The following is a 22,123-nucleotide window of genomic DNA, read 5'->3' on the forward strand; positions in this document are numbered from 1 at the left end:
CGCGCGGCGTCCCCGTCCCGAAGGTGTCCCAGACTCGTGCCCCGTCGCCTCACGTCCGTCCTGTCCGTCAGCGCCCTCGCCGGCGCGCTCCTGCTCACCGGCTGCGGTGAGGAGGAGGCCACGACCCCGTCGAGCTCGATCAGCGGCGTCCAGGTCACCGGCGAGGCCCAGAAGGAGCCGAAGGTCACCGTCAAGGCGCCCGTCGCGGTCTCGCGCACCCAGTCGCAGGTCCTCACCGAGGGCGACGGCGCGGCCGTCACCAAGGACGACCTCGTGACCCTCCAGGCCATCCTCGTCAACGGCAAGGACGGCAAGGTCGTCACGAGCACGTGGAAGACCGGCACGGTCGGCCTCGACCTCGACGACCAGAACCTCTTCGCCTCCTTCAAGAGCCAGATCCCGGGCAAGAAGATCGGTACGCGGATGGTCATCGCGTCCACGCCGGCCGACGCCTACGGCGAGACCGGCAACCAGCAGCTCGGCATCACCAAGGACGACCCGGTGATCTTCGTGCTCGACCTCGTCGGCGCCACCAAGGTCCTCGACGAGGCGCAGGGCACCGCCGTCGCGCCGAAGAAGGGCCTGCCGACCGTGACGATGAACGCCGGCAAGCCGGCGACCATCACTCCGGCCAAGGGCGTCAAGGCCCCCACGAACACCGTCGTCCAGCCGCTCGTCGAGGGCACCGGCGCCGCGGTGAAGAAGGGCCAGACCGTCCGGGTCGCCTACACCGGCGCGCTCTACCGCAACGGCGAGGTCTTCGACTCCAGCGCCAACCGTCCCGAGCAGCCCTGGTTCGAGTTCAAGCTCGGCGAGGGCCAGGTCATCAAGGGCTGGGACACCGGCCTCGAGGGCCAGAAGGTCGGCAGCCGCGTGCTCCTCGTCATCCCGCCGGAGGACGGCTACGGCGAGCAGGGCAGCGGCGAGAAGATCAAGGGCACCGACACCCTCGTCTTCGCGGTCGACATCCTCGCCGCCTACTGACCCACCACCCCCACCGACACCCAGAGAGGCATCACCCTGTGACCGAGCTGACCAAGCCCGAGATCGACTTCCCCGGCGACGAGGCCCCGACCGAGCTGGTCGTCGAGGACATCACCGTCGGCGACGGCGCCGAGGCCACCCCCGGCAGCACCGTGTCGGCCCACTACGTCGGGGTCACGCACTCCACGGGTGAGGAGTTCGACGCCTCGTGGAACCGCGGCGCGCCGCTCGAGTTCCGCCTCGGCGTCGGCATGGTCATCGCCGGCTGGGACGAGGGCATCGCCGGGATGAAGGTCGGCGGCCGCCGCAAGCTGACCATCCCGTCGCACAAGGCCTACGGCGAGCGCGGTGCGGGCGGCGTCATCAAGCCGGGCGAGTCGCTGATCTTCGTCGTCGACCTCATGGACGTGCGCTGACCGACCCCGCGTGGGACCCGGCCGCCGCCGCCACGAGGAACGGCGCCGGGTCCTCCGCGAGGCCGCGGCCCATCGTCGACAGGCCCACCGGGCTCGTCGCGAGGGCCTCGGCCAGCCCGTCCGCGGGCACCTCCACCGGCGTCAGCCGGGCACGCGCCGTCCCGACGAGCCGCGCGAGCTGGTCCCGCACCCGGGCGTCCAGCGCCGGGTCCGGCAGGCTCGTGACCGGCACGTCGGCCGGGGCGTAGAGCGCCCGCCCGTACGCGGTGAGGCTGTGGTGGCTGATGCCGAGGTGCCGGTCGCGCCGGTCGGCGCCCGAGACCCGCAGCGCCGCGACCGACCGTCCGCCGAGGACGTCGGCGGCGTGCAGCGCCTCCGCGGCCGCCACCCCCGAGTACCCCCAGCGGGTGCCGGTGCCGACGTTGCCCGGGCCCTGGGCCACGACCGCGACGTCGGCGCCGACGACGTGCCGTGCCGCGAGCAGGCCCGTGTGCACCGTGACGGCCTCGTGGTCGCCGCCGTAGGCCTGGCCGACCGTGAGGCACGACGCGAGCCAACCGGCCTCGCGCAGCCCGGCCACCGCCCGCGAGAACGCGGCCGGGAGGGCCCCGCCGTCGGTCATCACGTAGGCGACCGTCGCGTCCGGCCGCACCGCCCGGATGCCGGCGAGCACCGCGGGCAGCGCGCTGTGCAGGTCCGCGACGACGACCGGCATCCCGCCGAGGTCGTCGGCCCCGGCGAGCACGTCGTGGTGCGGGGACTCCTGCTCATCGACGGCCAGGAGCATCTGCTGCAGCGGCGTGTAGCGCGCCTTGACGATGTGGCCCGGCCCGGCCGGGGGATCGGCCGGCAGCACGTCGCCCCGGGCGACGACGAAGGCCAGCCCACCGGTGCCGAGGCCGCGCAGCAGCGCCGACGCGTTGAGCAGCACCCGCTCACCGGGCTCGGGCGCGCCGGTCAGGGCCGTGTAGGCCAGCGCGCGCACCCGCTCGCCCGTCCCCTCGAGGTCGACGGCCAGCTCGACGGAGCCCGGCCCACGCCGGACCTCCTCGGCCACGGTCCCGGCGCGCCAGTGCATCACGCGGGGCAGCGTAGCCGTCGGGTAGCGTCTCCCGGGTGAGCAGCCAGAGCGGGGGAGGTGCGCCGAGCGCGGCCCAGGTCAAGACCGAGCGCCTGCTCAACCTCGTCCTCGTGCTGCTGTACGCGCGCCGCCCCCTCGCGAAGGCCCAGATCCGCCGGCTCGTGCCGCAGTACGGCCAGTCGGCCTCCACCGAGGCCTTCGAGCGGATGTTCGAGCGCGACAAGGACGAGCTGCGCGAGCTGGGCATCCCGCTCGTCACCGAGGACATCGACGCCTTCCACGACGACGAGCCGGGCTACCGCATCCACCAGCGCGACTACGCGCTGCCCGACATCGCCTTCGAGCCCGACGAGCTCGCCGTCCTCGGCCTCGCGAGCCGCACCTGGGCGCAGGCGTCCCTCGCCGGCCCGGCGGCGCAGGCCCTGCGCAAGCTGCGGGCCGCGGGGGTCGAGCGCGACACCGAGTCGCTCATCGGCATCGAGCCGCGGCTGCGCACCGCCGAGCCGGCCTTCGACGCCGTCAAGGACGCCGTCGTGCGCCGGGTGCCGCTCACCTTCACCTACCGCCGGCCCGAGGCGGCCGAGGGCGCCGAGCGCCGCGTGCAGCCGTGGTCGCTCGTGTCGTGGCACGGGCGCTGGTACCTCAACGCCTGGGACCTGGACCGCGAGGCGCCCCGGGTCTTCCGCCTCTCGCGCATCAGCGGCACGGTCCGACGCGCAGGCCGCCCCGGCTCCTTCGAGGTCCCGGCCGACCACGAGCCGCGGGTCATGGTCGACAGCATGGCCGGGTCCGCGACGCAGCCCAGCCCCGCCGTCCTGAGGGTCCGGGTCGGGGCGGGCCACGCGCTGCGGCTGCGCGCCCGGACGGTCGGCGAGGTCGACGACGAGTGGTCGCTCGTCGACCTCGACTACGGCGACGTCTGGTCCTTCGCCGAGGAGGTCGCCGGTTACGGCGCCGACATCGTCGTCGAGCAGCCGCCGGAGCTCGTGGACGCCGTCGTCGAGCGCCTGCGCGGCACCCTCGCCGCGCACGGCGGAGGGGGGTCCTGATGCCGCCCGCACCGCAGGAGACCGCCACCGCGCGGCTCGCGCGCCTGCTGACGATGGTGCCGTGGCTGGTCAACCGCCAGGGCATCGACCTCGAGGAGGCAGCCGCCGACCTCGGCGTCTCGACCGAGCAGCTCGAGGCGGACCTGCAGCTGCTCTTCCTCTGCGGCTACGGCCAGATGCCCGACGAGCTCATCGAGGCCGACTGGGAGGGCGGACGCGTCTTCGTCGGCAACGCCGACTCGATCGCCCGGCCGCTGCGCCTCGGCGTCGACGAGGCCGTCACCCTCATCGTCGGGCTGCGCGCCCTGCGCGAGGTCCCGGGCCTCGACGAGCGCGACGCCGTCGACCGGGCCCTCGCCAAGCTCGAGGCCGCCGCCGGCGAGGCCGCCGACCCCGCGAGCCGCGTGCTCGCGGAGGTCGCCGACGGCACCTCGGCCGACCTGCTGGCCCGCGCCCGCACCGCCCTCGCGACCCGCCGCCGGGTGCACCTGCGCTACCTCGTGCCCGCGCGCGACGAGGCCACCGAGCGCGACGTCGACCCGATGCGCGTCGTCGGCATCGACGGCCGCTGGTACCTCGAGGGCTGGTGCCACCGCGCCGAGGACACCCGCCTGTTCCGCCTCGACCGGGTCGAGGAGCTGACCGTCCTCGACGTCGACGGCACCCCACCGCCACAGGCCGCCGAGCGCGACCTCTCCGAGGGCACCTTCCGGCCGGCGCCGGACGACCTCGTCGTCACGCTGCGCCTGCTGCCCGGTGCCACCTGGGTCTCGGACTACTACCCGGTCGAGTCGCTCGAGGAGGTGCCGGCCACCGAGGGCGGCGGGCAGGTCGTGCGCATCGCGACGGCCGACACCGCGTGGCTGCACCGGCTGCTGCGGCGCCTCGGCGGGCGCGGTTACGTCACCGAGCCGGCCGACGTCGTCGCCGAGGTGCGCGAGGGCGCGGCCGCGGCCCTGGCCGGCTACCCGCGGCGCACCGCCGCCGGGGAGCGCTGACCCGTGCTGCCGTGGTGGGGCTGGGTGCTGCTCTGGGTGCTCCTCGTCGTCGGGGGCGCCGTGCTCGTCGGGCTGCGAGCCCGCGCGACGTGGCGCAGCCTGCGGGCGCTGACCGCCGAGCTCGCGCGGGCGGGCCGGCTCGTCGAGGAGCTGGAGCAGGTGGCCTCGCGGCAGCCCGACCCGGAGCCGCCGGTCACAGCGGTCCTGCAGGATCCTCACAGCCTCCGCGAGGGGCATCGGCGCGAGCGGGCCCGGCAGGCCGACGCGCGGAGAACCCGCAACGCCGAGCGGATGCCTCCCTGGGCCCGCGTAGACTGACGACGACCTCGACCGCGGAAGGCGGTAGTACGTAATGTTCCGGAACTTCGGTGCGCCCGAGATCATCATCATCGCGGTGCTGATCATCCTCGTGTTCGGGTGGAAGCGCCTGCCCGACGCCGCCCGCAGCCTCGGCCGCTCGGCGCGTGTCTTCAAGTCCGAGGTCGACGAGATGAAGAAGGACGGCAAGTCCTCCTCGGCCGCCTCCAGCGAGACCGTGCGCGGCGAGTCGCTCGGCACGAACCGGCCGGTGGACGACGTCGTCACCCCCGACCCTCACGGCAACGCCGTGCACGAGCGCGCCCCGCGGACGGACAACCCGTCCGGCCCGACCGCCTGACACCGGGGGTCCACGCCCTCCATGGCCCGACTGCGCCGCCGCCCTCGCGACCCCGAGGGCCGCATGACGCTGGCGGAGCACTTCAAGGAGTTCCGTCGTCGGCTCTTCATCGCCGCGGCCACGGTGTTCGTCGCCGCGATCGTCGCCGGCATCTACTACGAGCCGATCTTCGAGTTCCTCAAGGCGCCGTTCCAGCAGTACGCCGACGCGAACCCGCAGAGCGACATCAGCATCAACTTCGCCGAAGCGACGTCAGCCTTCTCGAACCTCATCAGCCTGTCGATCTTCATCGGGGTCATCGCCTCGAGCCCGATCTGGATGTACCAGTTCTGGGCGTTCATCGTCCCGGGGCTGACCCGCAAGGAGAAGCGGATCAGCCTGACGTTCATCGCCTCGACGGTTCCGCTCTTCCTGCTCGGCTGCTGGCTCGGTTACACGATCCTCCCGCAGAGCCTGTCGATCCTCTACGGCCTCTCTCCGGCGGGCACGTCGAACATCCAGGCCGCCTCGATGTACTTCTCGTTCGTCACGCGGTTCATCCTCGTGTTCGGTCTCGGGTTCCTCTTCCCGGTCTTCCTCGTCGGGCTCAACCTGATCGGTGCCCTGCCGGCCAAGCGGCTCATCGCGGGGTGGCGCTTCGCCATCGTCGCGATCTTCGTCTTCGCCGCGGTCGCCACGCCGACGGCCGACCCCTTCACGATGTTCGTCTTCGCCGCCCCGCTCTGCGTCCTCTACTTCGGCGCCTGGGCGGTCTGCCGTGTCCTCGACAAGCGCAAGGCCGCCAACCGGCCGGACTGGCTCGACGTCGACGACACCGAGGCCTCCCCGCTCTGAGCGCCGTGCGCGTCGGCGTCGTCGTCAACCCCACGTCGGGCAAGAACACCGGCGCCCGCGTCGGGGTCGAGGCGCTGACCCTGCTGCGGGCCGCCGGGGCCGAGGTCGTCGACCTCTCCGCCGCGGACGCGGTGGGGGCCCTCGCGCACGGGCGTGCGGCCGTCGCGGAACGATGCGTCGACGCGCTCGTCGTCGCCGGCGGTGACGGGATGGTCCACCTCGGGGCCAACCTCGTCGCCGGCACCGGCATCCCGCTGGGCGTGGTCGCCGCGGGCACCGGCAACGACATCGCCCGCGAGCTCGGCCTGCCGGTGCGCGACGCGGCCGCGGCGGTCGAGCGCATCCTCGCCGGGCGCACGCGGGCCGTCGACGCCGCGCGGCACGTGACGGCGTCGGGGGAGGAGCGGTGGTTCCTCGGGGTCCTCGCCGCCGGCTTCGACGCCGTCGTCAACGAGCGGGCCAACCAGTGGCGCTGGCCGAAGGGGCGGATGCGCTACAACCTCGCGATCGTCCGCGAGCTGCCCGTCTTCCGACCCATCCCGTACGCGCTGACCCTCGACGGCGAGCGGCACGAGACGGAGGCGATGCTCGTCGCGGTCGGCAACGGACCCTCCTACGGCGGCGGGATGCGGGTGACGCCCGACGCACGCTTCGACGACGGGCTGCTCGACGTCCTCGTGCTGCACCGCCTCCCGGTGCCCGAGTTCCTGCGCGTGTTCCCCAAGGTCTTCAGCGGCGGTCACGTCGGCCACCCGGCGGTCGAGGTGCTGCGCGCCCGCCGCGTCACGCTCGAGGCCACCGGCATCGTCGGGTACGCCGACGGCGAGCGGTTCGGGCCGCTGCCGCTCGACGTCGAGGCCGTGCCCGGCGCGGTGTCGGTCCTCGCGTGACCCGCACCGCGCTGCGGTGACGCACCCCTGACGTAGCCTGAGGACATGCCCAGTCCCGCCGAGCGGTACGCCGCGGCGCAGGCGCGGTCCCGCCGGGAGCGGACCGAGCTCGGCCGCTTCACCGCCGCCCTCGACTTCCCGCTCGACGACTTCCAGCTCCGGGCGTGCGAGGCGGTCGAGGAGGGCAAGGGCGTCCTCGTCGCGGCTCCGACGGGGGCCGGCAAGACGATCGTCGGCGAGTTCGCCGTGCACCTGGCGCTGGCCACCGGCCGCAAGGCGTTCTACACCACGCCGATCAAGGCCCTCTCCAACCAGAAGTACCACGACCTCGTGCGCGTGCACGGAGCGCAGAACGTCGGTCTGCTGACCGGCGACAGCTCCGTCAACGGCGAGGCGCCGGTCGTCGTCATGACCACCGAGGTCCTGCGCAACATGATGTACGCCGGCTCCTCGACGCTGACCGGGCTCGGCTTCGTCGTCATGGACGAGGTGCACTACCTCGCCGACCGCTTCCGAGGCGCGGTCTGGGAAGAGGTCATCATCCACCTGCCCGAGTCGGTGCAGGTGGTGTCCCTCTCGGCGACCGTCAGCAACGCCGAGGAGTTCGGGGCGTGGCTGGCCGAGGTCCGCGGCAACCACGAGGTCGTCGTGTCCGAGCACCGGCCGGTGCCGCTCTTCCAGCACATGCTCGTCGGCACGACGATGTTCGACCTCTTCGCGGGCAACCGGGTCAACCCGGACCTGCTCCACGCCATCCGGAACGCCGAGCAGCGCGGCCGGTACACCGAGGACGCGCGCCGGCTCGGCGGCCCCTCAGGCGGCGGCCACCGCGGGGGTCGGGGGCGCCGCGACCACGCCGCCCCGCGCGGTCCCGGCGGGGGAGCAGGAGGTCGGGGCTTCGCGCGCGGCAGCCGCCCGGCCGGGGGCGCCACCCGCGCCGAGGTCGTGCTCGACCTCGAGCGCGAGGGCCTGCTCCCCGCGATCACCTTCATCTTCAGCCGGGTCGGCTGCGAGGCCGCCGTCGGGCAGCTGCTGTCCGCCGGCGTCCGGCTGGTCCCCGAGCGCGAGGGCGAGCGGATCCGCCGGCACGTCGAGGAGCGGGTCGAGTCGCTCGCCGACGAGGACCTCGGGGTGCTCGGCTTCTGGGACTTCCTCGAGGGGCTGAGCCGCGGCTTCGCGGCGCACCACGCCGGGATGCTCCCGCTCTTCCGCGAGATCGTCGAGGAGCTGTTCACCGACGGCCGCATCCGGGCCGTGTTCGCCACCGAGACACTGGCGCTCGGCATCAACATGCCGGCCCGCACCGTCGTCCTCGAGAAGCTCGTCAAGTACAACGGCGAGGCGCACGTCGACATCACGCCTGCCGAGTACACGCAGCTGACCGGGCGCGCCGGGCGGCGTGGCATCGACGTCGAGGGGCACGCGGTCGTCCAGTGGACCCGCGGGATGGACCCGATGGCCGTCGGCGGCCTGGCCTCGACCCGCACCTACCCCCTGCGCTCGAGCTTCCGCCCGACGTACAACATGGCGGTCAACCTCGTCCGGCAGGTCGGCCGCGAGACGACCCGCGAGCTGCTCGAGACCTCGTTCGCGCAGTTCCAGGCCGACCGCGCCGTCGTCGGGCTCGCGACCCAGCTGCGCAAGAACGAGGACGGACTCGACGGCTACGCCGAGGCGATGCACTGCGACTTCGGTGACTTCCGCGAGTACGCCCGCATCCGCCGCGAGCTCGCCGACGCCGAGAAGGACGGCCGCAAGGCACGGGCCGCGTCGCGGCGCGCCGAGGCGGCGGTGTCGATGGAGGCGCTGCGCGTCGGTGACGTCATCCGCATCCCCGCCGGGCGACGGGCCGGGTGGGCCGTCGTCGTGCAGCCCGCGCGCACGGCCAAGGGCGCCCCCACCGGGCCCGGGGTCGTCACCGAGGACAAGCAGTTCCGCCGCCTGACGCTCGTCGACGTCCCGGAACCGGTCGAGGCAATGGCGCGGGTCGCGGTTCCCAAGCACTTCAACCCCAAGTCGCCGAAGTCGCGCCGCGACCTCGCGACCGCGCTGCGCGTCGCGACGCCGCACGGCCTCGAGGACGCGCCCTCGCGCCGCGGGCGCACCGACGCCACCGCCGACACCGACCTCACCGACCACCTGCGACGGCAGCTGCGCGAGCACCCGTGCCACCAGTGCCCGCGCCGCGAGGAGCACGCGCGGTGGGCCGAGCGATGGTGGCGGCTCAAGCGAGAGACCACGGGTCTCCAGCAGCGGGTCGAGGGGCGGACCAACACGGTCGCGCGCACCTTCGACCGCATCTGCGACGCCCTTGAGTCCCTCGGCTACCTCGCCGAGCACGGCTCGGTCGTCACGGAGCGCGGCGAGCGGCTGCGGCGTCTCTACACCGAGAAGGACCTGCTGGCCGCCGAGTGCCTCCGGCACGACGTGTGGAAGCGGCTCGACGCCCCGGGGCTCGCGGCCGCGGTCTCGGCGCTCGTCCACGAGCCGCGGCACGAGGAGGCCGACGTCTCGCCGCGGATGCCGACCGACGAGGTCGCCGACGCCGTCCGCGAGATGGAGCGGCTGTGGGCCGGCATCGAGGAGCTCGAGACCGAGCACGACCTGCCGACGACGTCGATGCCCGACGGCGGCATGGCGTGGATGGTGCACCGCTGGGCCTCCGGCGGCCGCCTCGACGACGTGCTGCGCGGCCAGGACATGGCCGCCGGCGACTTCGTGCGCCGGTGCAAGCAGCTCGTCGACCTCCTCGACCAGGTCGGGACGGCCGCCACCGACACGACGCTGCGACGCACGGCCCGTCAGGCCGTCGACGCGGTGATGCGCGGCGTCGTCGCCGCCGACCGGCTCGACTGAGCCGGCCGGCGCGGCGCGTCACCCGGCGAGGACCTCGCCGATCCGGATGTGGTTGCCGAACGGGTCGCGCAGGGCGAAGTCGCGGCCGTAGGGCTGGTCGACGATCTCCTGCGTGATGTCGGCGCCGGCGGACTGGACGCGCGCGAACATCTCCTCGACGTCGTCGGTCGTGAAGGCGAGCCAGCCGCCGCCGGCCCCCTTGGTCACGAGGGCGCGCACCTGCTCGGCCGTGGCCTCGTCGTGCGCGGGGGCGCCGGGCTTCTCGAGGAGGATGGACTTGGGATCGCCGGGCACGTGGACGGTCAGCCAGCGCATCGGGCCGAAGTCCATGTCCTGCTCGACCTCCAGGCCCAGCACCTCGGTGTAGAAGCGCAGCGCCTCGTCCTGGTCGAGCACGAAGATCGAGGAGATGTTGTTGCGGGTCAGCATGGTGGTCCTCTCGGTTCGGGTGTCGGGGACGACGCTAGGGCGCGGACGGGGAGGCTCGCTTCTCCGAAAGTGCGCCGTGCGCGACGACCCGTCGTACGGTGGCCCGGTGAGCGCCGCCGAGGAGGACCGCAACCGGCGGCTGCTCCGGGCGCGCGACCTCGTCGACCGGCACAGCACCGAGCCGCTCGACGTCGAGGCCCTGGCGCGGGTGGCGCACATGAGCCGCGCGCACTTCATCCGGGAGTTCCGGACGGTCTTCGGCGAGACGCCGCACCGCTACCTGCAGCGGCGGCGCATCGAGCGGGCGATGACCCTGCTGCGTACCACCGACACGCCCGTGACGGACGTCTGCATGGCCGTCGGGTTCTCCAGCCTCGGCACCTTCAGCCGCACCTTCACCGAGGTGGTCGGCCTGTCTCCCACCGAGTTCCGTCGTCAGGACGACCCGGCGACGGCGTTCGTGCCGACGGCGTTCCGGATGCGCTGGACGCGGCCGGCGGGGGAGCGGGCCGCGGACGGGGTCAGGCCAGCCCGAGGGCGGTGAGCAGCCGGCCCACCGGGTTCTCGATGCCGTGGCGCGCCGCGAGCTCGTCGAGCGCGAGCCGGTCGGCGACCTGCACGGGCAGCGCGAGGTCGACCTCGGGCACCGGGGCGTCGCGCACGACGCGGACGACGGTCGGGGCGACGTCGAGGTAGGCCGAGGCGGCCTCGAGGTTGGTCCGCCGCGCGCCCTTGATCGCCGGGTCGCCGGAGTCGACGGCCGCGCGCAGGGCCGCGAGGGAGCCGTACTGCTCGATGAGCTGGGCGGCGGTCTTGTCGCCGATGCCCTTGACCCCCGGCAGCCCGTCGCTCGTGTCGCCGCGCAGCACCGACATCTCGAGGTAGGCCTCACCGGTCGGCACGCCGTACTTCTCGCGGAGCATCGACTCCGTGGCGATGTCCGGCTCCCGCACACCGCCCTTGCCGGTGTAGAGGACGCGGACGGCCTGCGCGTCGTCGACGAGCTGGAGGAGGTCTCGGTCGCCGGTCACGACGTCGACCGGCATGACCCCGTGGTGCCGGGTCGTCAGGGTGCCGATGACGTCGTCGGCCTCGTGGTCGGGCACGCCGATCCGGGCGATGCCCACCGCGGCCAGCGCCTCGCGGATGAGCGGCACCTGCGGGGTGAGGTCGTCCGGGCTCTCCTCGACGGCGTCGGAGCCCTCGGTCAGCCGGTGCGTCTTGTACGTGGGCACGAGGTCGACGCGCCACTGGGGGCGCCAGTCGTCGTCCCAGCACGCGACGAGGTGCGTCGGCCGGTGCTGCGTCACGAGGGTGGCGATCATGTCGAGGAACCCGCGCAGCGCGTTGGTCGGCGTCTCGGAGGCGTCCTTGCGCTGGTCCGGGACGCCGTAGAACGCCCGGAAGTACAGGGAGGCGGAGTCGAGCAGCAGCAGCTTCGGGAGTCGTCCGTCGTCGAGCGCCATGCCGAGAGCCTACGGGCGGTCGGCGAGTCCGGGTGGTGACGGGGGAGGTCGCACTACGCTGACGCCGTGGAAGACCTCGACCGGCGCATCGTCGACCTGCTCACCGAGGACGGCCGGACCAGCTACACCGACCTCGGCAAGGCCCTCGGCATGTCCACCTCCGCGGTGCACCAGCGGGTCCGCCGGCTCGAGCAGCGCGGGGTCATCAAGGGCTACACCGCCCGGATCGACCACCGCGCCGTCGGACGACAGCTGACGGCCTTCATGTCCGTGACCCCGCTCGACCCGAGCCAGCCCGACGACATCCCGGAGCGCCTCCAGGGCATCGAGCAGATCGAGGAGTGCCACTCGGTCGCCGGCGACGAGAACTACATCCTCAAGGTGCGTGTCGCGACGCCGGCCGAGCTCGAGGAGCTCATCGCCCGGATCCGTGGCGCCGCGCACGTCTCGACCCGGACCACGGTGGTGCTCTCGACCCCGTGGGAGTGAGCATCCCGCCGGGGCTGCCGAGCGACCTGCACCACTACCTGCAGGACGCCCGGGACGCGATGTTGCGCACGCTCGACGGCCTGTCGGAGTACGACGTCCGGCGGCCCCTGACACCGACGGGCACCAACCTCCTCGGCCTGGTCAAGCACCTCACCGGGGTCGAGGTCGGGTACTTCCTGCAGTCCCTGGGGCGCCCGGCGCCGACCCTGCCGTGGGACGAGGACGGCTCGGTCTGGGACAACGGCGACCTGTGGGCCCGCGCCGACGAGAGCCGGTCGTGGGTGCTGGACCTCTATCGCGAGGCGTGGACGTCGTCCGACGCGGCGCTCGCCGAGGTGCCGCTCGACACCCCCGCCGAGCCGCCGTGGTGGCCGGAGGCGACCCGGCGGACGACGATCGGTCACCTCGTGGTGCGCGTCGTCGCCGAGACCGCGCAGCACGCCGGTCACGCCGAGATCCTCCGCGAAGGGCTCGACGGGCAGGTCGGCCGCGACGCCGCGGCCTTCGGCGAGGACGCCGGCTTCGAGCGTCTCGTCGCCGACGTCCAGCGCGCGGCCGACGCCCACCGCTGACGGCGACGGCGGTCATCCGTCCGCGAGGCGGCGCTCCTGGTCCTCGGTGACCAGCTCGGCGTTGACCATCGCTCCGGTCCGGGTGCCGGCCGCGGCGGCCATGACCACCTGACCCATCGGCTCGGTGACGTTGCCCGCGACCCAGACCCGGGGGACGGACGTCCGCCCGACGGGGTCCGCCGCGACGTGCCGCGCGACGACCTGCCCCTGCATCTCGAGGTCGACGAGCGCGAGGCCGAGGTCGTCGAGGAGCGCGTCGCGTGCCTCGACCCGCGTCTGCACGGCGACGGCGTCGGCGCCCACGACCCCTCCCGGGGTCTCGAGGCCGACGAGCGCACCATCGCACTCGACGACACCGGTCGCCGGGCCGTCCACCACCGCGACGCCCAGCCGCACGAGGCGCTCGCGCGCCGCGGCGTCGAGCACGGACGGCTCGTGCACGAGGACGGTGAGGTCGGCGGTCAGCTGCCCGAAGAGGCCGGCCTGGTGCACGGCCATCGGCGTCGTCGCGAGCACGACGACCCGGCGGTCGCGCACCTCCCAGCCGTGGCAGTAGGGGCAGTGGACGACGGCCGTGCCCCAGTGCCGGTGCAGCCCCGGGACGTCGGGCAGGACGTCGACGGCGCCGCCGGCGAGCACGAGGTGACGCGCCGTCCACGCGGACCCGTCGGACGCCGTGACGACGAGCCGGTCGTCCTCCCGGCGGGCCGAGCCGGCCGCGGAGGCGACGACGCGGCCCCCGTACGCCTCGAGCTCCGCACGGCCACGCGCGAGCAGCTCCAGCGGCGGCACGCCGTCGTGGCCGAGGAACGCGTGCACCCCGCCGGCCGGGGCGTTGCGCGGCTCACCGGCGTCGAGGACGACGACGGACCGGCGGGAGCGGGCGAGGACGGTGGCGGCCGAGAGGCCGGCGGCCCCACCGCCGACCACGAGGACGTCGACGGGCAGGGGAGCGGAGGTGGTGGTCATGGACCGACGATGCGTCCGCGCCGAGCGGGTCGGCAAGGTACGTTGCCGGAGTGGCAAACCTCGACCCGACCGCCGTGGGGCAGCGCCTGCGCGAGGTCCGCACCCGCCGGCACATGACCCTCGCCGAGGTCTCGGCCGGCACCGGCATCTCGGTCAGCACCCTGTCCCGGCTCGAGTCCGGCTCGCGGCGGGCGACGCTGGAGCTGCTCGTCGGGCTGGCGCGCGTCTACCGGGTGACCCTCGACGAGCTCGTCGACGCGCCCCGCACCGGCGACCCCCGTGTGCACCTGCAGCCGGTGGAGCACCCGTACGCGCAGGTCGTGCCGCTCACCGAGCGGGTCGGCGGCCCACGAGCGTTCAAGATGGTGCTTCACCCGGACGGGCGCGAGCCCGACCCGCGCAGCCACGAGGGCTACGACTGGATCTACGTCCTCGACGGCCGTCTGCGCCTCGTGCTCGCCGAGCACGACGTCGTCCTCGGCGTCGGCGAGGTCGCCGAGTTCGACACCCGCACGCCGCACTGGTTCGGCTGCGCCGACGACCACCCGGTCGAGCTGCTGAGCATCATGGGACCCCAGGGGGAGCGGATGCACGTGCGCGCCCGCCCGCGGCGCCGCGACTAGCGCCCGATGTCGGCGAGGGTCGCGCCGGTGACCCGGACGAGGTCGGCCGGCGCGAGACCGAGGTCGAGCCCACGGCGGCCGCCGGACACGTAGACGACGTCGAACAGCTCCGCGGACTCGTCGACGACGGTCGGCAGGGCGCGCTTCTGGCCGACCGGCGAGATGCCTCCCACGACGTAGCCGGTCGAGCGCTCGGCGGCCGCCGGGTCGGCCATCGTCACGCGCTTGACCCCGAGCGCGCTCGCCATCGCCTTGAGGTCCAGCTGCCCGGCGACCGGGACGACGCCGACGGCGAGCCCGGCGCCGGTGTCGACGAGGAGGGTCTTGAACACCTGCTCGGCGGGCAGCCCGAGGACGTGCGCCGCCTCGAGCCCGTAGGAGGGCGCGGCCGGGTCGTGCGCGTAGGCGTGCTGGGTGAACGCGACGCCCGCCGCCGTGAGGGCCACGGTGGCGGGCGTCCCGGACGGTGCGCGGCGGACCATGCCGCCGAGCCTAGAGCCGGCGGTTCAGACGAGGTCGGCGACCGACGCGGCACGGGACGCGCCGGCGCCGGCGACGGCCTGCTCGTGCACGGCCTCGACGTCGGTGTTGGCGCGCCACCACTCCTGGCCGGACTCGGGGAGGGTGTAGATCGGGTCGTAGTAGACGTACTCGCGCGAGAGCGCCTCGGCGTCGTCACCCTCGATCGAGGTGCGGTAGTTCTTGCGCCAGAACGACATCCCCTTCTCGGTGTCGTAGCTGTCGACCTGGTGGACCCACCGCTTGCCGACGAACGGCACGTCGCAGACGATGCGCGGCGTCGCGAACCCGGGCAGGTAGCCCATGATCGAGTGCTGGAGGTGCTGGGCCTCGGCCAGCGATAGCCGCCAGTGCTCGGCGAACGGGATCATGTCGCACATGTAGAAGTAGTACGGCGTGATGCTCGCCTCGTCCTGGAGGGCGAAGCAGAGGTCGAGGAGCTGCTCGGAGGAGTCGTTGACGCCCCGCATGAGCACGCCCTGGTTGCGCACGTCGCGCACCCCGGCCTCGAGCATCGCCTTCGCGGCCTGCGCGACGAGCGGCGTCACGGACTCGGCGTTGTTGACGTGCGTGTGGATGGCCAGCGAGACACCGCGCGAGCGCGCCTTGGCGCTGACCCGGGCGACACCCTCGACCACGTCGGGCTGGAGCCAGTGCTGCGGCAGGCCCATGAGCGCCTTGGTCGCGAGCCGGATGTCGCGGATGTTCTCGACGTCGAGGAGCTTGTCGAGGAAGCCCTCGAGGTTCTTCCACGGCATGTTCGCGACGTCGCCGCCGGAGACGACGACGTCCCGGACACCGGGGGTGCGCTGGAGGTAGTCGAGCATCGCGGCGTAGCGGTCGACCGGCTTGCCCGCGAGCTTGAGCTTGGTGAACTGCGGGGTCGAGTTGCCGACGAGGTCCATCCGCGTGCAGTGGCCGCAGTACTGCGGGCACGTCGGCAGCATCTCGGCGAGCACCTTGGTCGGGTAGCGGTGGGTCAGGCCCTCGACCGCCCACATGTCGTGCTCGTGGAGGCTGTCGCGCGTCGCGAACGGGTGGCTCGCCCAGTCGGTGCGCCGGTCGGAGAACACCGGCAGCATGTAGCGGCGCACCGGGTCGGCGTAGAACGCCTCGGTGAACGCGGCGCCGGCCGACGGCATCGGGCCGTCGGTCGAGGCGACCATCGTGTTGAGCATCTGCGGCGGGACGAGCATCGACATCGTCGCCCGCTCGGCCTGGTCCCGGTCGACGTCGGCGTAGAAGCGCTCCTCGAGCAGGTCGCCCATGACGGCGCGCAGCTGCCCGACGTTCTTCACGCAGTGGGACCGCTGCCACTGCGCGCTCTCCCACTCCTCGCGGGTGACGTCCCGCCAGCCGGGGAGGCGGGTCCAGTCCGGCTCCACCAGCTCGCGTCGCCGGTACGCGTAGGGCTGCTCGATGCTCGTCGCCATGCGTGGCAGGATACGGGACGGATGGCGCCCCTTGCACGCGCTCACCGTAAGAAATGCGGCGGCGTGTCGGATATCGAGGAGATTCTTGTGCGGACGACCCCCAGCTCACCCGTCGGCCTCCACCGCGTGCTCGAACCCGCCGGTGCGTCGCTGCCGCAGGCGGCGCGCGTGCTCGACGCCGGCCCCGAGCTGTGGCCGGACGAGGTGCGCATCGACGTCGAGACGCTCAACCTCGACGCGGCCTCCTTCCGGCAGCTGACCGAGAAGCACGGAGGCGACGGCGAGGCCGTCCGCGCGGAGGTGCTCGCCATCGTCGGGGAGCGCGGCAAGATGCAGAACCCGGTGACGGGGTCCGGCGGGATGCTCGTCGGCACGGTGGCGGAGGTCGGCCCCGAGTCGCCGCTCGGGCTGGCGGTGGGGGACCGGGTCGCGACCCTGGTCTCCCTGTCGCTGACCCCGCTCGTCGTCACCGACGGACTCGAGCGCTGGGACGGCCGCTCCGAGCGCGTGCCCGCGGCCGGGACGGCCGTGCTCTTCGGTCGCTCGATCGCCGCGCGCCTGCCCGAGGACCTCTCGCCCGAGCTCGCCCTCATGGTCATGGACGTCTGTGGCGCCCCGGCGCTCGTCGCCCGGGTCGTCGCGGAGCACCTGGCGCGGGGGAGCGCCCCGACGGTCGCGGTGCTCGGCGCGGCGGGCAAGTCCGGTTCGCTCTCGCTGGCCGCCGCGCGCGACGCCGGCGCCGGCCGTCGCATCGGGGTCGTGCCGACGCAGGCCGAGGCCGACCTGCTGCGGCCGACCGGCCTCGCCGACGAGGTCGTCGTCGCGGACGCCCGCTCGCCGCTGGGGCTCTCGGAGGCCGTCGCCGCCGCCGGGGGACCGGCCGACGTCACCGTCGTCTGCGTCGACGTGCCCGGCTGCGAGCAGCCCGCCGTCCTCGCGACCGCGCAGGGCGGCACGATCATCTACTTCTCGATGGCCACCAGCTTCGCCGCCGCGGCGCTCGGGGCCGAGGGGCTCGCCGCCGACGTGCGGATGTTCGTCGGCAACGGCTACGTCCCGGGACACGCCGACCTCGCCGTCGACATCGTCCGGCGCGACCCGGCGGTGCGCGGCCTGTTCGAGTCGCGCCTGGCCGCGGAGGGCTAGCCGGCGGGCTGCTCGCGCAGCACCGGCATCTCGACGAACCCGTCGACCGACGCCAGGCGCAGCACCACGCGGGCCGGGGCGGGCATCCGCCGCAGGCCCTCGGCCAGGTCGAGGTCGTGCGGCGGACCGAGGGTCAGGACGCTCCGGCCGCGAACGTCACGTGGTCACCGTCGCGGAACGCGTTGACCGGGTTCCGGTACGTCCGTCCCGACCGCCGCCCGACGTGCTCGACCTCGGCGAAGGAGCCACGACCGACCAGGTGCACCGTCAGCCGGTTGGTCACGTGCTTGTTGACGGACCGGAGGGCGTTCGGGAAGGCACGACACCATCGTGGCCCCGTCCCCGGCCCGGCGCCAGCGTCCGGGATCCTAGAGTGGCGCCGTGCCGACGACCCTGTACCGCAACGCCCGTGTCCGCACCCCCGAGCACCCGGCGTGCACGGCGCTCGTCGTCGGCGACGACGGACGCGTGGCTTGGCTCGGCGACGAGGCCGGGGCTGACCGGCACGCCGACGCGGTGGACGCCGTCGTCGACCTCGGCGGGTCGCTCGTCCTGCCCGGGTTCGTCGACGCGCACGCGCACGTGTCGCACACCGGACTCGGGATGCGCGGGGTGGACCTGTCCGGGACGCGCACCGTCACCGAGGCGCTCGACCTCGTCGCCGCGGCGGCCCGCGAGCTGCCCGGCGCACCGGTCTTCGCGCACGGCTGGCAGGAGCAGGACTGGACCCGCGAGCGGGCGATGACGTCCCTCGAGCTGGACCGTGCTACCGGTGGAGGGGTGGTGTACGCCTCGCGCATCGACGGCCACTCGGCGGTCGTCTCGACCGCGCTCGTGGCCCTCTCCGGGGCCGACGCCCTCGACGGCTGGTCGGCGAGCGGTTTCGTCGTGCGGGACGCGAAGAACGCCGCCCGGTCCGCCTTCGACGCCTCCCGCAGCCACGCCGACCGGCGCGAGGACATCGAGGTAGCCCTGCGAACCGCGGCGACGCTCGGAATCGTGTCCGTGCACGAGTGCGGCGGACCGCTGCTCACCTCCGCCGAGGACTTCGCCGACGTCCTCGACCTCGGCCGCCGGGCCGACCTGCCCGAGACCGTCGGCTACTGGGCCGAGGCCGTCACCGAGCCGGGCCAGGCCCGTGCGCTGGCCGGGCTGCACGGAGCCGTCGGGCTCGGGGGCGACCTCAACATCGACGGGTCCATCGGGTCGCACACGGCGCTGCTGCGCGACGACTACCTCGACGAGCACGGCTGCCGCGGAACGGCGTACCGCGACGCGGCCGGGGTCCGCGACCACGTGGCGGCGTGCGCCGCCGCCGGGGTGCAGAGCGGTTTCCACGTCATCGGCGACGCCGGTCTCGACCTCGTCCTCGAGGGCTACGTGAAGGCCGCCGAGCTGGTGGGGGAGGAGACCGTGCGCGCCTCGCGGCCCCGCCTCGAGCACGCCGAGATGGTCGACCCGACCGGCATCGCGACGATGGCGCGGCTGGGGATCGCCGCCAGCGTGCAGCCGGCCTTCGACGCGTACTGGGGTGGGCGCGAGGGGATGTACGCCGCGCGCCTCGGCGCCGAGCGCGGGGTGGCGACCAACCCGTTCGCGTCGTTCGGCCGGGCGGGGGTGCGCCTGGCGTTCGGCGCCGACTCCCCGGTCACGCCCTTCGCCCCGTGGGTCGCCGTCCGGGCCGCGGTCGAGCACCGCGACACCGCCGAGCGCATCGACACGGCGACCGCGCTCGCGGCCCACACCGTCGGCGGCCACGACCTCGCCGGGCGGGAGGGTGGCGTCCTCGCGGTCGGAGCGGCGGCCTCGTTCGCGGTCTTCTCGGTCCCGGCCTACGCCGCTGACGACCTGCCCACGCTCGGTGGCGGTGCGCCGCTGCCGGAGTGCCTGCTCACCGTGCGTGACGGGGTCGTCCTCCACGACGCCTCGGCCTGACCCCCACGTCGGTCGGCGCGTCCGGTCGGTTCCCGTCGCGCGCAGGCTGGCGCCGTGCAACGCTTCGGCCGTCGCGTGCGTCCACGGCACGAGGACCACACCACGGCAGCGGGGAGGCAGTCATGAGCGACGGCGGCGCGAGCGGCGGGTTCGACTCCGGGTCGAGCGGGGGAGGCTTCGACTCCGGCTCGTTCGGCGGAGGCGGCTTCGACTCCGGGAGTCCCTCCTTCGACCCCGGTCCCGCCGGGGGCATCGACCACCACGGGATGCACGGGACTCACGGGGTGCACGACCACGGGATCCCGGGGATGCACGGCGCTGAGTCGCCGCTGTGGATGCACGAGCAGCAGATGCGCCACCACCGGGCGCAACGCTCGGGGAGCAGCCTGCCGACGAGCCCGGTCGGCATCGTGCTGTTCGTCGTCATCGCGATCATCGCGCTCGTCGTGTTCTCGAACATCGCCTCCCGCTCCACCGAGGTCCACCCGGGCGTCCCCTCGAGCGAGGTGTTCGACGACGGCTCGGGCGACGTGCCGTTCGACCTCCCCGAGGAGCCCTGACGTCGCCGCTCTCCAGCATCCCTCCGCGCGTCAGCGCTGCACGCAGTGCTGGGGTTCGGTGGTGCGGGTGGCGCCGTCGGGGCCGTGCCAGGTGACGGTGCCGTCAGGGTCGAGATGGGGTCGCCACCGTCCTTGTTGCTTGAAGCGGTGGTGGCGTCGGCAGAGGTCCTCCAGCCCGGTGGGGGTGGTCTGGCCGATGGGCCAGGGCTTGACGTGGTCGAGGTCGCAGTGCACGGCCGGGCGGGCACAGCCCCACATCCGGCACGTCCCGTCCCGCGTCTTGACGAACTCGCTGATCGCCTTCGGTGGCCTGTACGCGGCAGTCGTGAGCGAGGCAAGTGTGCCGGTCTCGGCCTCGAGGACCGCACGGGCGACCTCGAACGGCAGCAGCTTCAGCAGGTTGGCCAGGGTGGCGGGGTCGACCCAGCCCAGACCCGGCAGCTGCGTGCCCGACACCGCGTACCCCGACGACACCACCGCCTGCTTCACGCTGAGGTCGCCGTCGAGCTCGGCCGGCTCCTCCAACCACGACAGCTCCTCGCGGGACGTCGGGTCGAGGTCGCCGTACCGCACGACCTCACCGGTGATGGCGTCCACGAGGGTGTCCTCGTCGTCCCACTCCACCCGGAACCTCGTCCCGCACTGCTCCTCGGGCGCGGGACGGTCGCTCACCACCGGCACCCCGAGCGTGACCTGCGCGCTGACCTTGACGTTGCGCAGGACGAGGTCGGCCAGCGCGTCCGCCCGCGACTCCGGCACCGACAGCGCCTCGTCGCTCTGCCGGTAGTCCCCGGCCAGCTCCTCCACCGCCGCCCACATCGCCGAGGACGTCGCCGTCGGCAGGGACGCGAACCACTCCGTCAGCCCGTCCTCACCCGGGCACACCTCCACCCGGCGCCCCTTGCGCGTCCGCGCCACGTAAGCGGCGACCTGATCGGCCGCCACCCGCGTCGCGACCCGCCGCGCCTCACCCGCGACCCGCGCCGGGTCCATCCCCGCCAGCCGCGGCGCCAGCGCCGCATCCACCTTCCAGCAGGCCTCGGCGTCCAGACCGGCGCACGCGTCGATGACCTTGTGCGCCGACGCCGCCGGGACCTCACCGGCCAGCAGCAGCTCCAGCAGCCGCGGGAAGCACCCACCCAGCGCCGCCCCGAGGGAGACCTTCCGCGAGGCCAGACCCTCGGTCAGCCCGGTCGCCAGCGCCATCTGCGTCGAGGCCATCTGGTCCATGTACCCCAGCGGGTGGACCCTCTCGGTCCCCAGCAAGGTCAGCTCGAACCGCGCACCCCAGGCCCCCGCCACCGCCGTCGCGCCCTCGGCCGCGTTGACCACACCCTGCAGCTGCCCCGCCAGCGCGAACGCCTCGTCCTCCGACAGCGACTGACCCGACTCGGCCAGCTCACGACCCAGCCGCGCGCACTCCTCGCGCAGCCCCGCGATGCGGCGGGCGAGGGTCTCGGTGTCCATGCCTCAGTGTACCGAACACGTGTTCGACGGACAAGGGTCAGTAGGCATCTGTGGACAACGAACATCCGCCCACGACAGCCGGTTCCGAGCGGCCCTCAACGACGTTCAGCGCGCTTCTCGTTCCATCCACTCCTCGCGCAGCAGGGCGTAGGTCAGGCCGTCGACCCACCCGAGCTCGGCGTGCCAGGAGTCGCGGACGCCGTGCTGCTCGCGCCGCATCCCCGCCTTCTCCATGACCTTCCACGAACCGATGTTGTCCGCGAAGCAGCCGGCCGTCACCCGCCGCAGCCGCAGGTCCTCGAACGCGATCTCGAGGAGCAGCACCAGCGTGCGGCTCGCGAAGCCGCGCCCGTGCACCGCGGGGTCGAAGAGGTACCCCACCAGCCCCTCGGAGCGCAGGTGCTCGGTGCCGCCGTCCTGGCCCATGCCGTCGAGGACGTCGACGAACGCGGTCCCCACGACGCGCCCCTCGTGCTCGACGGCGAGCGGCAGGGTCCACTCCGGTCGATCCCGGAGGCGCTCGAGCATCTCGGCCTCGGTCATCGTCGTGCGCAGCAGCCACCGGGCGACGTCGGGGTGGTTGCGCCACGCCATGACGGCCGCGACGTCCGCCTCGACGGCCGGGCGGAGCAGGAGGTCCCCGTGCCGGCGCGGGCGGACCGGGGGCAGGCCGGGGTCGTCGCTCATCCCTCGATCGAATCAGACGGGGACGCGCGCTTCCATCGAGTTCTCGTGCCCGGGTCGCGCCG

The 22,123-nt window shown here is 73.8% G+C and carries 25 protein-coding genes; 16 read left to right on the forward strand and 9 right to left on the reverse strand.

The window, feature by feature from the left end:
- Positions 1-36: 36 nt before the first annotated feature.
- The gene (locus LG324_RS11990; RefSeq protein ID WP_404348141.1) at positions 37-984 is read left to right on the forward strand and encodes an FKBP-type peptidyl-prolyl cis-trans isomerase; all 948 of its coding nucleotides are present in this window, start codon (positions 37-39) and stop codon (positions 982-984) included.
- Between the two features lie 38 nt (positions 985-1,022).
- Positions 1,023-1,400, forward strand: coding sequence for an FKBP-type peptidyl-prolyl cis-trans isomerase (locus tag LG324_RS11995; protein WP_404348143.1), 378 nt, complete (start codon positions 1,023-1,025; stop codon positions 1,398-1,400).
- On the opposite strand, the gene LG324_RS12000 is transcribed toward LG324_RS11995, so the two are convergent.
- Positions 1,384-2,481, reverse strand: a complete 1,098-nt coding sequence (locus LG324_RS12000) for a DUF3866 family protein (protein ID WP_404348145.1) — start codon at positions 2,479-2,481, stop codon at positions 1,384-1,386. The genes LG324_RS11995 and LG324_RS12000 overlap by 17 nt on opposite strands.
- Before the next feature lie 35 nt (positions 2,482-2,516).
- Here LG324_RS12000 and LG324_RS12005 point away from each other — a divergent pair, with 35 nt between their 5' ends.
- The 7 genes from LG324_RS12005 to LG324_RS12035 are packed head-to-tail and all read left to right on the forward strand — an operon-like array spanning position 2,517 to position 9,766.
- A complete protein-coding gene (locus LG324_RS12005; protein WP_404348147.1) occupies positions 2,517-3,530 on the forward strand; it encodes a helix-turn-helix transcriptional regulator in 1,014 nt (337 codons plus the stop codon).
- The gene (locus LG324_RS12010) at positions 3,530-4,528 is read left to right on the forward strand and encodes a helix-turn-helix transcriptional regulator (protein ID WP_404348149.1); all 999 of its coding nucleotides are present in this window, start codon (positions 3,530-3,532) and stop codon (positions 4,526-4,528) included. Before LG324_RS12005 ends, LG324_RS12010 begins: the two co-directional genes overlap by 1 nt.
- Before the next feature lie 3 nt (positions 4,529-4,531).
- Positions 4,532-4,846 carry a hypothetical protein gene (locus LG324_RS12015; protein WP_404348152.1) on the forward strand — a complete coding sequence of 105 codons (315 nt, stop codon included), beginning with the start codon at positions 4,532-4,534 and terminating at the stop codon, positions 4,844-4,846.
- A 34-nt stretch (positions 4,847-4,880) separates the two neighbouring features.
- Entirely contained in the window at positions 4,881-5,186 is a 306-nt protein-coding gene (gene tatA, locus LG324_RS12020) for a Sec-independent protein translocase subunit TatA (protein ID WP_030529196.1), read from the forward strand.
- Positions 5,187-5,207: 21 nt separating this feature from the next.
- Positions 5,208-6,020: a twin-arginine translocase subunit TatC gene (gene tatC / locus LG324_RS12025; protein WP_404348154.1), complete on the forward strand. Its 813-nt coding sequence runs from the start codon at positions 5,208-5,210 to the stop codon at positions 6,018-6,020.
- Positions 6,021-6,025: 5 nt separating this feature from the next.
- A complete protein-coding gene (locus LG324_RS12030; RefSeq protein WP_404348156.1) occupies positions 6,026-6,910 on the forward strand; it encodes a YegS/Rv2252/BmrU family lipid kinase in 885 nt (294 codons plus the stop codon).
- 45 nt (positions 6,911-6,955) lie between these two features.
- The gene (locus LG324_RS12035) at positions 6,956-9,766 is read left to right on the forward strand and encodes a DEAD/DEAH box helicase (protein ID WP_404348158.1); all 2,811 of its coding nucleotides are present in this window, start codon (positions 6,956-6,958) and stop codon (positions 9,764-9,766) included.
- Between the two features lie 18 nt (positions 9,767-9,784).
- Here the strand turns inward: LG324_RS12035 and LG324_RS12040 are convergent, their stop codons facing one another.
- Positions 9,785-10,195: a VOC family protein gene (locus LG324_RS12040; RefSeq protein ID WP_207021764.1), complete on the reverse strand. Its 411-nt coding sequence runs from the start codon at positions 10,193-10,195 to the stop codon at positions 9,785-9,787.
- A 106-nt stretch (positions 10,196-10,301) separates the two neighbouring features.
- On the opposite strand from LG324_RS12040, the gene LG324_RS12045 reads away from it, so the two are divergent.
- Complete coding sequence (locus LG324_RS12045) at positions 10,302-10,739, forward strand: helix-turn-helix domain-containing protein (RefSeq protein ID WP_404348161.1); 438 nt, start codon at positions 10,302-10,304, stop codon at positions 10,737-10,739.
- Here the strand turns inward: LG324_RS12045 and LG324_RS12050 are convergent.
- On the reverse strand, positions 10,717-11,661 hold the full coding sequence (locus tag LG324_RS12050) for a 5'-3' exonuclease H3TH domain-containing protein (protein WP_404348163.1): 945 nt from the start codon (positions 11,659-11,661) through the stop codon (positions 10,717-10,719). The genes LG324_RS12045 and LG324_RS12050 overlap by 23 nt on opposite strands.
- A gap of 66 nt (positions 11,662-11,727) precedes the next feature.
- On the opposite strand from LG324_RS12050, the gene LG324_RS12055 reads away from it, so the two are divergent.
- Entirely contained in the window at positions 11,728-12,150 is a 423-nt protein-coding gene (locus LG324_RS12055) for an Lrp/AsnC family transcriptional regulator (RefSeq protein ID WP_030529189.1), read from the forward strand.
- Positions 12,147-12,722: a DinB family protein gene (locus tag LG324_RS12060; protein ID WP_404348166.1), complete on the forward strand. Its 576-nt coding sequence runs from the start codon at positions 12,147-12,149 to the stop codon at positions 12,720-12,722. Before LG324_RS12055 ends, LG324_RS12060 begins: the two co-directional genes overlap by 4 nt.
- A gap of 12 nt (positions 12,723-12,734) precedes the next feature.
- Here LG324_RS12060 and LG324_RS12065 read toward each other — a convergent pair whose 3' ends face one another.
- Positions 12,735-13,691 (reverse strand): NAD(P)/FAD-dependent oxidoreductase, encoded by a 957-nt coding sequence (locus LG324_RS12065; RefSeq protein ID WP_404348168.1) that lies wholly within the window; start codon positions 13,689-13,691, stop codon positions 12,735-12,737.
- A 50-nt stretch (positions 13,692-13,741) separates the two neighbouring features.
- Between LG324_RS12065 and LG324_RS12070 the strand changes: the two genes are divergently transcribed.
- Positions 13,742-14,314 carry a helix-turn-helix domain-containing protein gene (locus tag LG324_RS12070; RefSeq protein ID WP_404348170.1) on the forward strand — a complete coding sequence of 191 codons (573 nt, stop codon included), beginning with the start codon at positions 13,742-13,744 and terminating at the stop codon, positions 14,312-14,314.
- On the opposite strand, the gene ybaK is transcribed toward LG324_RS12070, so the two are convergent.
- A complete protein-coding gene (gene ybaK / locus LG324_RS12075) occupies positions 14,311-14,796 on the reverse strand; it encodes a Cys-tRNA(Pro) deacylase (protein ID WP_404348172.1) in 486 nt (161 codons plus the stop codon). The two genes, LG324_RS12070 and ybaK, sit on opposite strands and share 4 nt — an antisense overlap.
- A gap of 24 nt (positions 14,797-14,820) precedes the next feature.
- Entirely contained in the window at positions 14,821-16,266 is a 1,446-nt protein-coding gene (locus LG324_RS12080) for a KamA family radical SAM protein (RefSeq protein ID WP_404348174.1), read from the reverse strand.
- 87 nt (positions 16,267-16,353) lie between these two features.
- Here LG324_RS12080 and LG324_RS12085 point away from each other — a divergent pair, with 87 nt between their 5' ends.
- Positions 16,354-17,412, forward strand: coding sequence for an L-erythro-3,5-diaminohexanoate dehydrogenase (locus LG324_RS12085; protein ID WP_404348176.1), 1,059 nt, complete (start codon positions 16,354-16,356; stop codon positions 17,410-17,412).
- Positions 17,413-17,545: 133 nt separating this feature from the next.
- Here LG324_RS12085 and LG324_RS12090 read toward each other — a convergent pair whose 3' ends face one another.
- A complete protein-coding gene (locus tag LG324_RS12090) occupies positions 17,546-17,695 on the reverse strand; it encodes a hypothetical protein (RefSeq protein WP_404348179.1) in 150 nt (49 codons plus the stop codon).
- A gap of 98 nt (positions 17,696-17,793) precedes the next feature.
- On the opposite strand from LG324_RS12090, the gene LG324_RS12095 reads away from it, so the two are divergent.
- Both LG324_RS12095 and LG324_RS12100 read left to right on the forward strand, forming a co-directional pair.
- Positions 17,794-19,347, forward strand: coding sequence for an amidohydrolase (locus LG324_RS12095; protein ID WP_404348182.1), 1,554 nt, complete (start codon positions 17,794-17,796; stop codon positions 19,345-19,347).
- A gap of 122 nt (positions 19,348-19,469) precedes the next feature.
- Entirely contained in the window at positions 19,470-19,907 is a 438-nt protein-coding gene (locus LG324_RS12100; RefSeq protein WP_030529181.1) for a hypothetical protein, read from the forward strand.
- A gap of 30 nt (positions 19,908-19,937) precedes the next feature.
- Here the strand turns inward: LG324_RS12100 and LG324_RS12105 are convergent, their stop codons facing one another.
- Entirely contained in the window at positions 19,938-21,374 is a 1,437-nt protein-coding gene (locus LG324_RS12105) for a DUF222 domain-containing protein (protein WP_404348184.1), read from the reverse strand.
- A gap of 105 nt (positions 21,375-21,479) precedes the next feature.
- A complete protein-coding gene (locus tag LG324_RS12110) occupies positions 21,480-22,061 on the reverse strand; it encodes a GNAT family N-acetyltransferase (protein ID WP_404348186.1) in 582 nt (193 codons plus the stop codon).
- Positions 22,062-22,123 lie beyond the last annotated feature (62 nt).

Origin of the sequence: Phycicoccus jejuensis, assembly GCF_044797865.1 — a bacterium.
Classification (GTDB): Bacteria; Actinomycetota; Actinomycetes; order Actinomycetales; family Dermatophilaceae; genus Phycicoccus; species Phycicoccus jejuensis.